The organism is Achromobacter sp. 10T422 (genome assembly GCF_056394065.1).
In genome coordinates, this window is record NZ_JBFTHD010000002.1 from 450,215 (window position 1) to 463,233 (window position 13,019).

General features: G+C 62.7%; 10 protein-coding genes. All 10 read left to right on the forward strand.

Features of this window, described 5'->3' with window-relative positions:
- The first annotated feature begins 106 nt into the window (after positions 1–106).
- The 10 genes from aspT (AC1DB0_RS06165) to AC1DB0_RS06210 all read left to right on the forward strand — a co-directional run bounded on the left by aspT (AC1DB0_RS06165) (position 107) and on the right by AC1DB0_RS06210 (position 13,015).
- The gene (gene aspT, locus AC1DB0_RS06165; protein WP_054423706.1) at positions 107–1,798 is read left to right on the forward strand and encodes an aspartate-alanine antiporter; all 1,692 of its coding nucleotides are present in this window, start codon (positions 107–109) and stop codon (positions 1,796–1,798) included.
- A gap of 112 nt (positions 1,799–1,910) precedes the next feature.
- Positions 1,911–3,734 carry a bifunctional aspartate transaminase/aspartate 4-decarboxylase gene (locus AC1DB0_RS06170; protein ID WP_476758623.1) on the forward strand — a complete coding sequence of 608 codons (1,824 nt, stop codon included), beginning with the start codon at positions 1,911–1,913 and terminating at the stop codon, positions 3,732–3,734.
- Between the two features lie 33 nt (positions 3,735–3,767).
- The gene (aspT, locus tag AC1DB0_RS06175) at positions 3,768–5,468 is read left to right on the forward strand and encodes an aspartate-alanine antiporter (RefSeq protein ID WP_054423702.1); all 1,701 of its coding nucleotides are present in this window, start codon (positions 3,768–3,770) and stop codon (positions 5,466–5,468) included.
- Positions 5,469–5,540: 72 nt separating this feature from the next.
- Entirely contained in the window at positions 5,541–7,367 is a 1,827-nt protein-coding gene (locus tag AC1DB0_RS06180; RefSeq protein WP_346552336.1) for an acyl-CoA dehydrogenase, read from the forward strand.
- A 92-nt stretch (positions 7,368–7,459) separates the two neighbouring features.
- Positions 7,460–8,101, forward strand: a complete 642-nt coding sequence (locus AC1DB0_RS06185; RefSeq protein ID WP_054423700.1) for a peroxiredoxin — start codon at positions 7,460–7,462, stop codon at positions 8,099–8,101.
- Between the two features lie 213 nt (positions 8,102–8,314).
- The gene (locus tag AC1DB0_RS06190; protein ID WP_054423699.1) at positions 8,315–9,343 is read left to right on the forward strand and encodes a sulfate ABC transporter substrate-binding protein; all 1,029 of its coding nucleotides are present in this window, start codon (positions 8,315–8,317) and stop codon (positions 9,341–9,343) included.
- Positions 9,344–9,367: 24 nt separating this feature from the next.
- Complete coding sequence (gene cysT, locus AC1DB0_RS06195) at positions 9,368–10,258, forward strand: sulfate ABC transporter permease subunit CysT (RefSeq protein WP_054423698.1); 891 nt, start codon at positions 9,368–9,370, stop codon at positions 10,256–10,258.
- Positions 10,255–11,157: a sulfate ABC transporter permease subunit CysW gene (cysW, locus tag AC1DB0_RS06200; RefSeq protein WP_054423696.1), complete on the forward strand. Its 903-nt coding sequence runs from the start codon at positions 10,255–10,257 to the stop codon at positions 11,155–11,157. Before cysT ends, cysW begins: the two co-directional genes overlap by 4 nt.
- A gap of 26 nt (positions 11,158–11,183) precedes the next feature.
- Positions 11,184–12,248 carry a sulfate/molybdate ABC transporter ATP-binding protein gene (locus tag AC1DB0_RS06205; protein ID WP_054423694.1) on the forward strand — a complete coding sequence of 355 codons (1,065 nt, stop codon included), beginning with the start codon at positions 11,184–11,186 and terminating at the stop codon, positions 12,246–12,248.
- Entirely contained in the window at positions 12,245–13,015 is a 771-nt protein-coding gene (locus AC1DB0_RS06210; protein WP_082387093.1) for a phosphoadenylyl-sulfate reductase, read from the forward strand. The genes AC1DB0_RS06205 and AC1DB0_RS06210 overlap by 4 nt, the downstream gene beginning before the upstream one ends.
- Positions 13,016–13,019: the final 4 nt, after the last annotated feature.

Genomic DNA, 13,019 nt, shown 5'->3' on the forward strand with positions numbered 1-13,019 from the left:
CTGTCGTATTTCTTTTGAATTTCTGAAAGATTCTGATAATGTGTTCCGCGCGCATCGGGATTGTTCGCGCACGTGCTTGGCCTGTACAGAACGAAGGAGATTCGGGATGGATTGGTTCTTTGACACATTGCGGAAGTACCCTGAATTAGCGATCTTTCTGACCCTCGGTTTAGGGTATTGGATCGGAGCCAAAAAGCTTTTTGGTTTTAATTTAGGCGCGGTAACAGGTACTTTGCTGGTCGGTGTGCTGGTCGGACAACTAGACATCACGATTGCCCCCATTCTCAAGCAGGTGTTCTTCCTGCTTTTCCTCTTCGGTCTAGGCTACGGCGTCGGACCACAATTCTTCCGCGGCATGAAAAGCGATGGCCTTCCCCAGGTTATCTTCGCGGTCATCATTTGCGTTATCTGCTTGTTGGTCACGTGGGCAACCGCCGTGGGCTTTGGCTTTGATGCCGGCACCGGTGCGGGGCTGCTGGCCGGCGCGCAAACGATTTCCGCAGTGATGGGCGTGGCCACGGACACGATCAACGGCCTGAGCGTCGATGCCGCAACCAAGAAGCAGTGGATCGACAGCATCCCGGTCGCCTACGCGGTCTGCTACATCTTTGGCACCGTTGGCAGCGCGTGGCTGCTGGCCTCGCTGGGCCCGAAGCTGATGGGCGTGGACATCGTCAAAGAGTGCAAGGAATACGAAGCCAAGATGTCCGGCAGCAGCGACTCCATGGAGCTGTCCGGCTACCGCAAGTTCACCGCGCGCGCCTACAAGCTGGATCACGCCGAACTCATCGGCAAGACGGTTGGCGAACTGGAAGCGAAGTTCGTCGATGCGCGTGTGTTCGTCGAACGTATTCGGCGCGGCGATCAAATCATCGATAACGACTCCACCACCGTGCTCCAGGCCGGCGATGTGCTGGGCGTGACCGGGCGCCATGACGCGCTGGTCTTGCAGGCCGGCGGCATTATCGGCAACGAGGTTGAAGACCGCGACGTGATCAACCTGCCTGCCGAGATCGTTGAAGTGGTGCTGACCAACAAGAATGTGGCCGGCAAGACGCTCAAGGAACTCGCGGAAAACGAGACCGTGCGCCAACTGGGCCGCGGCGTGTTCCTGCGCAAGGTGGTGCGTGGCGGCCATGAGATGCCCGTCAATTGGGGCTTGAAGCTGGACCGCGGCGATCGCCTGTTCATCCTGGGCGCCAAGCGTGACGTTGAACGCGTGGTGGGCAGGCTGGGGTATGTGGACCGCGCGACCGAGCAGACCGACATGGTGTTCGTGGGCTTCGGCATCTTGCTGGGCGGCCTGTTCGGCTCGCTGGTGCTGACGGTCAGTGGCATTCCCATCACCTTGTCGACGTCTGGCGGCGCGCTGATTTCCGGCCTGATTTTCGGCTATCTGCGTTCTGTGCACCCAACCTTCGGCCGCGTGCCGGAGCCCGTGCACTGGTTCCTGACCTCAGTCGGGTTGACGGCCTTTGTGGCCGTGGTCGGCATTACCTCCGGGCCAGGCTTTGTCCAGGGCTTCCAGCAATTGGGAGCCAAGCTTTTTGTGGCCGGCATCATCGCCACCAGTGTGCCAATGATTCTGGGCGTGTTCATCGCCCGCTATGTCTTCAAATTCCATCCGGCCATCGTGCTGGGCGTCTGCGCAGGCGCTCGCACGACCACGGCTGCGATCGGCCAAATCACCGAAACGGCGAAAAGCCAGGTGCCCGCCCTGGGCTACACGGTGCCTTATGCGATCGGCAATACCCTGCTCATCATCTGGGGCATTGTCATCGTCATGCTCATGACTTAGTGGGACGCCCCGCAAGCCTCGTGGCTTGCGGGCAGCACACCGGGGCGGCGGGCACGCTCGCTCGCACTACCCCGGCAAGCGCTAATCACAACGCAAACAGGAGTACTGAAAAATGGCTTCCACCGCGCCTCTTACCGTCAGCCTGGCCTCGGCCTTGAAAACCACCCGTTCGCGCCAGCGCGACCTTGAGCAGTTGTCTCCCTTTGAGCTGAAGGATTATCTGATTACGCTGGCCAAGGACAATCAGCACACGGCTGCCTTGACCATGTTGAACGCTGGCCGCGGCAATCCGAACTGGATCGCCACCGAGCCGCGCGACGCCTTCTTCCTGTTGGGCCAGTTCGCCATGAAGGAAGCCCGCCGCGTGCGCGATGACGCCATTCTGGCGGGCATGCCGGGCAAGAAGGGCTGCGCGGACCGCCTGCGCAAATTCCTGTCCAAGCACAAGGGCGAAGACGGCTACGACTTTCTGGTCGGGGTGCTTGAGTACGGCGTGAAGATCAAGAACTTCGACCCCGATGAATGGATTCATGAACTGACCGACAGCATCATCGGCGACAACTACCCTGTGCCGCCGCKCGCGCTGGTGCATATCGAACAGATCGTGCACGACTACCTGATCAAGGAAATGTGCGACGGCCGCCCGCCCAAGGGCAAGTTCGATCTGTTCCCGGTTGAAGGCGGCACCGCCGCCATGTGCTACATCTTTGACTCGCTGATGCAGAACGGCCTGCTGAAGCAGGGCGACACTATCGCGCTGTTCCTGCCGACGTTTACGCCGTATATCGAAATTGCCCACCTTGAGCGCTTCCAGTTCAAGATTGTGGCCATCAATGCCAACAGCATGCGCGCCGACGGCACGCACGATTGGCACTATCCGGCGTCCGAAATCGCCAAGCTTGAGAATCCGAAGATCAAGCTGGCCGTGACGGTGAACCCCAGCAACCCGCCGTCAGTGGCGTTCAGCCCGGTCGAGATGAAGCAGATCGTGCGCCTGATCCGCAAGAATCCTGACTTGGTGCTGGTGACCGATGACGTGTACGGCACCTTCGTGCCGAACTTCCGTTCGCTGATGGCTGAAGTGCCGCACAACACCATTTGCGTGTATTCCTTCTCGAAGAACTTCGGGTGCACGGGCTGGCGCCTGGGCGTTATTGCCACGCACGAGAAGAACACGATGGACCGCCGCATCGCTGAACTGCCGGCGTCGTGGAAACAGCGTCTGAACAAGCGCTACGGCGCCATGACGATGGAACCCGAGAAGCTCAAGTTCATCGACCGCATGGTGGCCGACAGCCGCAACGTGGCGCTGAACCATACGGCGGGCCTGTCTCTGCCGCAGCAGGTGCAGATGGGCTTTTTTGCGCTGTCCCACCTGCTGGACCTGAAGGACGCCTACAAGCATCTGACCATGCAGATCGTGCGCGCCCGCCGCGATTCTCTGTGGAGCGGGCTGGGCATTCCGCTGCCGCCCGAAGATCCGATGCGCGGCTGGTATTACGTGGAACTGGACTTCATGGTCTGGGCCAAGGTCATGTATGGCGACGCCTTCTGCAAGTACATGACGAGCAACTACGAACCGGTGGACTTCCTGTTCCGTCTGGCCGAGAAGTCAGGCGTGGTGCTGATGGATGGGGGCGGTTTTGGCGGCCCGCCGTGGTCGATCCGTATCTCGCTGGCGAACCTGGACGACGGTGACTACGCCAAGATCGGCAAGTACATGGTCGAGTGCGCGACCGAGTACGTCGAAGCCTGGAAGGCGTCCGAGCTGGTGCGTTCGGGCCCGACGGCAGGCAAGGGTCAGACGCTCAAGGCAGGCGCCGCCAAGAAGGCCGCCAAGACGGCGGCGAAGAAGGTAGCCAAGACGGCGGTGAAAAAGGCAGTGAAGAAGGCGGATACCGCCGCCAAGTCGGCCAAGAAGGCGACCGCACGCTAGCAGACGCAGGCAACTACAGGGCGACATGACCTCATGACGTGCTCAATCGGGTTTTTCAATAGCGTCCCCATCGCTGTGTTGTTCGTGACGGTGGGTTTGGGATACCTGATCGGCAAGCTCAAGGTCGGGCCGATTCAGCTGGGCGGAGTGTGCGGAACACTCATCGTCGCCCTGCTGATCGGCCAGACGGGCTGCCAGATGCGCGGCGACTTGAAAGAGGTTGCGTTCGCCCTGTTCATCTTCGCCATGGGCTACTCCGGTGGCCCGCAGTTCTTCGCCAACCTGAACCGTTCCAGCCTGCGCTACATCGCGTTGCCGATCATCGAGGCGCTGCTGGTGCTGACCATCGTGCTGGCCGCGGTGCCGTTGTTTGGCCTGGATGCCGGCACGGCAGCGGGTCTTGCGGCGGGGGCGGCGACGGAATCGGCGGTGGTGGGTACGGCGGCCGAAGCGCTCAAGCATCTGGGGCTGGCCGACGCCGAAGTGCAGCGCATGGAGGCCAACATCGCCACGGCCTACACGCTGACGTACCTGGTGGGCCTGATCAGCATCGTCTTCTTCACCAGCCAGGTCGCGCCCGCGCTGTTGCGCATCAACCTGCGCGAGGCGTCCAAAGCGTTGGAAGAGAAGCTGGGCGTGGCCTCGGGCGACAGCGAAGAAGCCAACCTGCCCACCTTGCCGCGCCTGGTCGGGCGCGCCCATGTGGTCAAGGACGCCGACGGCATGCACGTGGGCGACGTTGAAGCGCAATTGGGCGGACGCACGGTGATCAGCCGTATTCTGCGCAATGGCGAAGTGGTGGACGCCACGCCCGAAGACACGCTGAAGACGGGCGATATCGTCGTGGTGCTGGGCTTGCGCCGATTTGCGCTGCGCGCGGGGTCGGTCGTCGGCCCCGAGATCCAGCTGCCTGAAGGCCATGTGGATGACCTTCAGCTGAGCGAGCTGGCGGTAATCGTTAACAAGAAGGCCATTAACGGACACACGGTGGCCGAACTGTCCAAGCGGCCCGGTGCGCGCCGGGCGCGCGGCGTCTTCGTGCAATCCATCATGCGTTCCGGCCATGTGTTGCCGCTGACGCCGGCCACCGTCGTGCAGTATGGCGATCTGGTCACGCTGGTGGGCACCGAGCCTGAATTGTCGGAAGCCGGTGCGGCGCTGGGTAACGAACTGCGCCGCAGCGGTATTACGGACCTGGTGTTTCTGGCCTTCGGCATTCTTGCCGGGCTGATGATCGGCAGCCTGAGCGCGCGCATGTGGGGCATTCCGGTGTCCCTGGGCAGTGGCGGCGGGGCGCTGGTCAGTGGCCTGGTCTGCGGTTGGATCAACGCCAAGCGGCCTTCATTGGGTCATATCCCCGGCCACGCCGTGCAGCTGCTGAAAGACTTGGGGCTGGCCGTATTTGTGGCCTGCGTGGGATTGTCGGCGGGGCCGGAGGCGGTGTCGCTGATCCGAGAGCACGGCGCCGTGCTGCCGTTGATTGGCTTGCTGGTGTCACTGGGGCCTGCCTGCCTGTCGCTATGGGTGGGCCACAAGATCCTGAAGATTGAAGGGCCCCTGCTGGTGGGCGCCATTGCCGGCCAGCACGTCAGCACACCCGCAATCAGCGCCATCTTGAATGCCAGCGGCAGCTCCGTGCCGCTGTTGGGGTACACCGTTACTTACGCGATCGCCAACGTGTTGCTGCCGGTGCTGGGGCCGATCATTGTGTCATTGGCGTACCATCTGAGTTAAACCGCACACATCAAGAATCGCAGTAGACACGAGGCGCCCGGCGCCTCGCTGTCATTTGCCCACGGAGACGCAATGCCCTATGTCACCCCGCTACAGGATTTCCGCTTCGCGCTGAAAGAGCTTGCCGGCCTGGACGCCATCCTGAAACTGCCCGGGTTTGAAGAGGTTACCCCCGACCTGGTGGACGCCATCCTGGACGAGAACGGCCGCTTCGTTGAGCAGGCCGTGGCGCCCCTTAACGTGCCAGGCGATACGCAGCCGCCCGTCTGGAAAGATGGGCAGGTCACGACCACGCCCGGCTATGCCCAAGGGTTCAAGGACTATGCGGCAGGCGGCTGGCAGGGCTTGCAGCACCCGCAGATGTGGGGCGGGCAAGGGCTGCCGAAGCTGGTGGCGGCAGCGCCGGGCGAAAATATCCAGGCGGCCAGTCTGGCGTTTTCCTTGTGCCCGATGCTGACGGACGGCGTGATCGAAGCCGTGCTGACGGTGGGGTCGGAGGCGCAGCGCAAGCAATATGTGCCGAACCTGATCGCCGGCAAATGGACGGGCACCATGAACCTGACCGAGCCGCAGGCCGGGTCGGATCTGGCCCAGGTCGCCACGCGCGCGGTGCGCCAGGACGACGGCACGTTCCGCCTGTTCGGGCAGAAGATCTTCATCACGTTCGGCGAACACGACCTGGCTGAGAACATCATCCACCTGGTGTTGGCGCGCACGCCGGATGCGCCGGCGGGTGTGAAGGGCATCTCGCTCTTTATCGTGCCGAAGTTCCTGGTCAATGCCGATGGCAGCCTGGGCAAGCGCAACGACGTGTGGTGCGCATCGCTGGAACACAAGCTGGGCATCCATGGCAGCCCGACGGCCGAGCTGCTGTACGGCTCGGGCAAGGGCGATGTCGGCGAAGGCGCGGTGGGCTATCAGGTGGGCGAGCTGAATCGCGGCCTGGAATATATGTTCATCATGATGAACGCGGCGCGCTACTCGGTGGGCCAGCAGGGCATAGGCGTGTCTGAACGCGCGTATCAGCATGCGCTTGCCTATGCGCGCGAACGCGTGCAGGGCCGCGCGGTGGAAGGGTCGCCAGGGCCGGTGGCCATCGTGCATCACCCGGATGTGCAGCGCATGTTGTTGACGATGAAGGCGCTGACGGAAGCGGCGCGTGCGGTGTCCTACGTGACGGCCGCGGCGCACGACAAGGGCACGCATCATCCTGACCCGGAACAGCGTTCACGCAACCGCGCTTTTTACGAATACATGGTGCCGGTGGTGAAGGGCTATTCCACCGAAATGGCCGTGGAAGTTGCCTCGCTGGGCATTCAGGTGCACGGCGGCATGGGCTTCATCGAGGAAACGGGCGCGGCTCAGTTTTACCGCGACGCGCGCATTCTTCCCATCTACGAAGGCACCACCGCCATTCAGGCCAATGATCTGGTTGGCCGCAAGACGCAGCGTGACGGCGGCGCCACCGCCTACGCGGCCATCGCGGCGATGCGCGAAACGCTGCGTGCGGTGGAAGCGGAATCGACCCGGGCGGCGGCGAACGAGCGCGATGCGCTGCGCCTGCTGCGCGACAACCTGGACAGCGCCATTCAGGCCTATGAAGCCGGCGTGGGCTTTATTCTTGAGCAGTCGGCCGCCAACGTCCGGGCCGTTTATTCCAGCAGCGTGCCGTACCTGATGCTGGCGGGCGTGGTGCATGGCGGCTGGCAGATGGCGCGTGCCGTGCTGGCCTGCCGCAAGCACATTGCCGCGGGGTCCACCGACCCGTTCCATTCGTCAAAGATCGCAACCGGATTGTTCTATGCCGCGCACATCCTGCCGCGCGCATTGGCGCTGTCCGCGGCGGTGCGCGCTGGCGTCATCGCAGACGCTTGCGGAGCGGCTTCAGATATTGCATAAGGTTATATGGCTTGCGTATTTCCTCCACCGAAGGTTTGATGGAAGAATCGTTTCACACGAGCCCCTCTCAACTGCATTGCATAGGAGACACCATKAGTCATCTACGTCTGGGCGATACCGCCCCCGATTTCGAGCAGGAATCCTCGGCCGGCCCCATCCGCTTCCACGAGTATCTGGGCAATAGTTGGGGCGTGCTGTTTTCGCACCCGGCCGATTTCACGCCGGTGTGCACGACCGAATTGGGCTACACGGCCAAGCTGGCTGACGAGTTCGCCAAGCGCAACGTGAAGGTGCTGGCCTTGTCGGTGGACGGCACCGATTCCCACTCGAAGTGGATCGAAGACATCAACGACACGCAATCGACCAAGGTCAATTTCCCGATCCTGGCCGACAAGGACCGCAAGGTTTCCGAGCTCTACGACATGATCCACCCGAATGCCAACGCCACCCTGACGGTGCGTTCGGTGTTCATCATCGATCCGAACAAGAAGGTGCGCCTGATCATCACGTATCCGGCCAGCACGGGCCGTAACTTCAACGAGATCCTGCGCGTCATTGATTCGCTGCAACTGACCGACAGCCACAGCGTGGCCACGCCGGTCAACTGGGAAGATGGCGACGATGTGATCATCGTTCCGTCCCTGCAAGACGAAGCCGTGATCAAGCAGAAGTTCCCCAAGGGTTACAAGGCCGTGCGCCCGTACCTGCGCATTACGCCGCAACCGAATAAGTAAATTCGGAATTTGGGGGGTAGACCTCCCCATCCGAACGCGGCGTTCAGCCGCCCGAACCACCGCCTTTCTCATAGGGAAACGCGGTGGTTTTTTTTATGCGTAAGACTTGTCCTATATGCCTGGAGGCGATGAGCAATCAAAAAATGATTCGTTCCGTTCAGAATGTCCTGCCAGCACACTTGCTTCCACATTGCCAAATACAGGGAGCAAGGGATGTCTTTCAGGAAAGCCGGTTGGTTGGCCGCGTTGGCGGCGGTGACAGTTTCGCTGGCGGCGATCGCCCCGGCTCACGCGCAGCAAAAACAGACCTTGCTGAACGTGTCCTACGACCCGACGCGCGAGCTCTATCGCGCCATCGATGACGCCTTCATCAAGCAGTACAAGGAAAAGGCCAACGTCGACCTGACGATCCGCCAATCCCACGGCGGTTCCGGCCGCCAGGCGCGCTCGGTCATCGACGGGCTGGAAGCCGACGTGGTGACGCTGGCGCTGGCTTATGACATCGACGCCATCGCCGACCGCGGCCTGGTGCCCGAGAACTGGCAGACCCGTTTGCCGCAAAACAGCTCGCCCTATACGTCCACCATCGTGTTCCTGGTGCGCAAGGGCAACCCCAAGGCCATCAAGGACTGGGACGATCTGGTGAAAGACGGCGTGCAAGTCATCACCCCGAACCCGAAGACCTCGGGTGGCGCGCGCTGGAACTATCTGGCCGCCTGGGCCTATGCGCTGGAGAAGAACGGCGGCAGCGAAGAGAAAGCCCGCGCGTATGTCGGCGACCTGCTCAAGCATGTGCCGGTGCTGGATACGGGCGCACGCGGCGCCACCACCACCTTCGTCGAACGCGGTGTGGGCGACGTGCTGCTGGCCTGGGAAAACGAAGCCTTCCTGGCGTTGGAAGAGCTGGGTCCGGACAAGTTCGACATCGTGGTGCCGTCGCTGTCCATTCTGGCCGAACCGCCGGTGGCCATCGTCGACAAGATCGTCGACAAGAAGGGCACCCGCGCCGCCGCGCAGGCCTATCTGGAATTCCTGTACACACCCGCCGCGCAGGAAATCATTGCGAAGAACTATTACCGGCCCATCGACAAGACGGTCGCCGCCAAGTACGAAAGCAAGTTCCCCAAGGTCAAGCTCGTCACCATCGACGACAAGATCTTCGGCGGCTGGCGCAAGGCGCAGAAAGATCACTTCAGTGATGGCGGCACCTTCGACCAGATCTACCTGCCGCAAAAGAAATAATCAGACGACGATCGGACGACGGCCATGACGACTGCCTCGAACCCGACGGCAAACGGCGCGCAAGCGCCTTTTGCCGTTCGGCGCAATAGCCCGGGCGTGCTGCCCGGATTCGGCATTTCCATGGGTTACGCGGTGCTGTATCTGAGCGTGCTCGTGTTGATCCCCCTGGCAGCCTTGCCCATCAAGAGCGCGGAACTGGGCTGGCAAGGGTTTTGGGACGCCGTGACGGCGCCTCGGGTGATGGCGTCTTATCAGCTGACGTTCGGCGCATCGCTGATTGCGGCGCTGGTGAATCTGGTGTTCGGCACGGTTGTCGCCTGGGTGCTGGTGCGCTATCGCTTTCCCGGCAAGAAGATTCTGGACGCGCTGGTGGACTTGCCGTTCGCACTGCCGACGGCGGTGGCGGGCATTGCGCTGACCGCGCTGTATTCCCAAAAGGGCTGGTTGGGCGGGCCGCTGTCTGAATGGTTTGGCCTGAAGGTCGCGTTCACGCCGCTGGGCATCGTGATTGCGCTGATCTTCATCGGCGTGCCGTTCGTGGTGCGCACCGTGCAGCCGGTGCTGGAAGACGTTGAACGCGAAATCGAAGAGGCCGCGGCCAGCCTGGGCGCGAGCCGCTGGCAGACCATCCGCCGCGTCTTGCTGCCCACCATCACGCCTGCACTGATGACGGGTTTTGCGCTGGCGTTTGCGCGCGCGGTGGGCGAGTACGGCTCGGTGGTGTTCATCGCCGGCAACATGCCCATGGTGTCCGAGATCACGCCGCTGCTGATCATTTCCAAGCTTGAACAGTTCGACTACGCCGGCGCTGCCGCCATCGCCACCGTGATGCTGGTGTTGTCGTTCGTGCTGCTGCTGGTCATCAACCTGCTGCAAGGCTGGCAGGCGCGCCGCAACCTGGGGAGGCTCGCATGAGCGCATCGGATCGTCCCGCCCATCTGACCGAGCCGCGCTGGGTGCGCGGCATTCTGCTGTTCATCGCGTTGGCGTTTTTGACGCTGTTTCTGCTGGTGCCGCTGGCCGCTGTTTTCGCCGAGGCATTCAAGAAAGGCTGGCAGCTGTATCTGGACGCCATCGTCGAACCGGACGCGTGGTCCGCCATCAAGCTCACGTTGTTGGTGGCTGCGATTGCGCTGCCCGTGAACCTGGTGTTCGGCGTGGCGGCAGCCTGGGCCATTACCAAGTTCCAGTTTCGCGGCAAGCAGTTCCTGATCACGTTGATTGACCTGCCGTTCTCGGTGTCGCCGGTGGTGGCCGGGCTGGTGTTCATTTTGCTATTCGGCACGCAAGGCTGGCTGGGCGGCTGGTTGCAGGACCACGACATCAAGATCGTCTACGCCGTGCCGGGCATCATCCTGGCGACGCTCTTTGTCACCTTCCCGTTTGTGGCGCGCGAATTGATTCCGCTGATGCAGGCGCAGGGCAGCGAAGAAGAGCAGGCGGCGCTGACACTCGGCGCCAGCGGCTGGCAGATCTTCTGGCGCGTGACGCTGCCGAACATCAAGTGGGGCCTGCTGTACGGCGCCATTCTGTGCAACGCGCGCGCCATGGGGGAATTCGGCGCGGTGTCGGTGGTGTCCGGGCAAGTCCGGGGGCTGACCAACACGATGACGCTGCACGTCGAGATTCTCTACAACGAATACCAGTACTCGGCGGCATTTGCCGTGGCGTCGCTGCTGGCCTTGCTGGCGCTGGTGACGCTGGTGGCGAAGAACGTAGTCGAGTGGCGCAACGCGCGCTTCCTGCGGGCGGCCGACCTGCCGGTCGAATACCCCGGCCAACCGGCGGCAACCCTCAAACCGGCCGTCGCCTGACGCGCCCGGTTCAGACGGAGACAAGCATGAGTATCGAAGTTCGTAATCTATCCAAGCAGTTCGGCCAGTTCCGGGCGCTGAATGACGTATCGCTGCACATCGAAACCGGTGAACTCGTGGCGCTGCTGGGGCCGTCGGGCTGTGGCAAGACGACGCTGCTGCGCATCATCGCGGGTCTTGAAGCGCCGGATTCCGGCAGCGTGCTGTTTGCGGGCGAAGACGCAACCGCGGTGGACGTGCGCCAGCGTCAGGTGGGTTTCGTGTTCCAGCACTATGCGCTGTTCAAGCACATGACGGTGTTTGAAAACGTGGCCTTCGGCCTGCGTGTGAAGCATCGTTCGCAGCGTCCGCCGGAAGACCAGATCAAGCGCAAGGTGCATGAGCTGTTGACGCTGGTGCAATTGGACTGGCTGGCCGACCGCTACCCGGCGCAACTGTCGGGCGGGCAGCGTCAACGCATTGCGTTGGCCCGCGCGCTGGCCGTTGAACCGCGCGTGCTGTTGCTGGACGAACCGTTCGGCGCGCTGGACGCCAAGGTGCGCAAGGAACTGCGGCGCTGGCTGCGCCGGCTGCATGATGAACTGAATGTGGCCAGCGTGTTCGTCACGCATGACCAGGAAGAAGCGCTGGAAGTGTCCGACCGCGTGGTGCTGATGAACGCCGGCCGTATTGAGCAGGTGGGCACGCCGCGCGAAGTCTGGGAAGGCCCGGCCACGCCGTTCGTTTATGGCTTTCTGGGCGACGTCAACCAATTGCAGGGCGTGGCGACGCGTGGCGTTTGGGAAGGCGCTGGGCTGTCGCTGCCCGCGCCTGATCTGGCGCAAGCGGATGCGCAGCGTGCCACCGCCTATGTGCGCCCGCACGAGTTCGACATCGAACGTTATCGCGCGGGCGGCGAGGGGATACCGGTGCGGCTGGCGCATGCGTATCTGGCCGGACCCAGCGCGTATCTGGAACTGACCCGCCAGGATTCCGACGCCATCATCGAAGCCGAAGTGCCCGAGTACCAGTACCGGGAGCTGAACCTGCGCGATGGCGAAACTCTGTTGGCGCGTCCCCGGCGCGCCCGTATTTTTGCGGTGCAGCCATGACGACTGTATCTGCGCGTTCTGTTGATCGCTCGTCCGATCTTCTCGCCAACCTGGAACCCGCGTTGGCCCAACGCTGGCGCGACCTGGTCGAGCGCCTGGCGCAAGTCCAGCGCCGCTATCCGGATGCCGCGCTGGCCTCGTCGCTGGCGGCCGAAGACATGGTACTGACGCATGCCATCTACGAATCGGGCCTGGACCTGGAAGTCTTCACGCTGGATACCGGGCGCCTGCATGCCGAAACGCTGGGCGTGCTGGATGCCGTGCGTGCGCGTTACGGGCGTGATGTGACGGTCTACCGGCCTGTTGCCTCCGCCGTCGAGGAACACGTGGCGGCGCATGGCGCCTACGCCTTCTACGAAAGCGTGGACTTGCGCAAAGCCTGTTGCCAGATCCGCAAGGTCGAGCCGCTCAAGCGCGCTCTGGCCGGACGCGGCGCGTGGATCACCGGCCAGCGCCGTCAGCAATCCACCACGCGCGGCGAACTTCCGCTGGAAGAGCAAGACGCGACGTTCGGCCTATACAAGTTCAACCCGCTGGCCGAGTGGAGCGAAGACGACGTCTGGAATCTGATCCGGGCGCTGGGCATTCCGTACAACCCGCTGCACGACCAGGGCTACCCGTCCATCGGATGCGAACCCTGTACGCGCGCGATCCGCCCGGGCGAAGACCTGCGGGCGGGGCGCTGGTGGTGGGAGTCGTCCGACTCCAAGGAATGCGGCCTGCACGCGGGCAACCGGGTCATCAGTGTTGTGGCGCGCGGCGATTGACGCC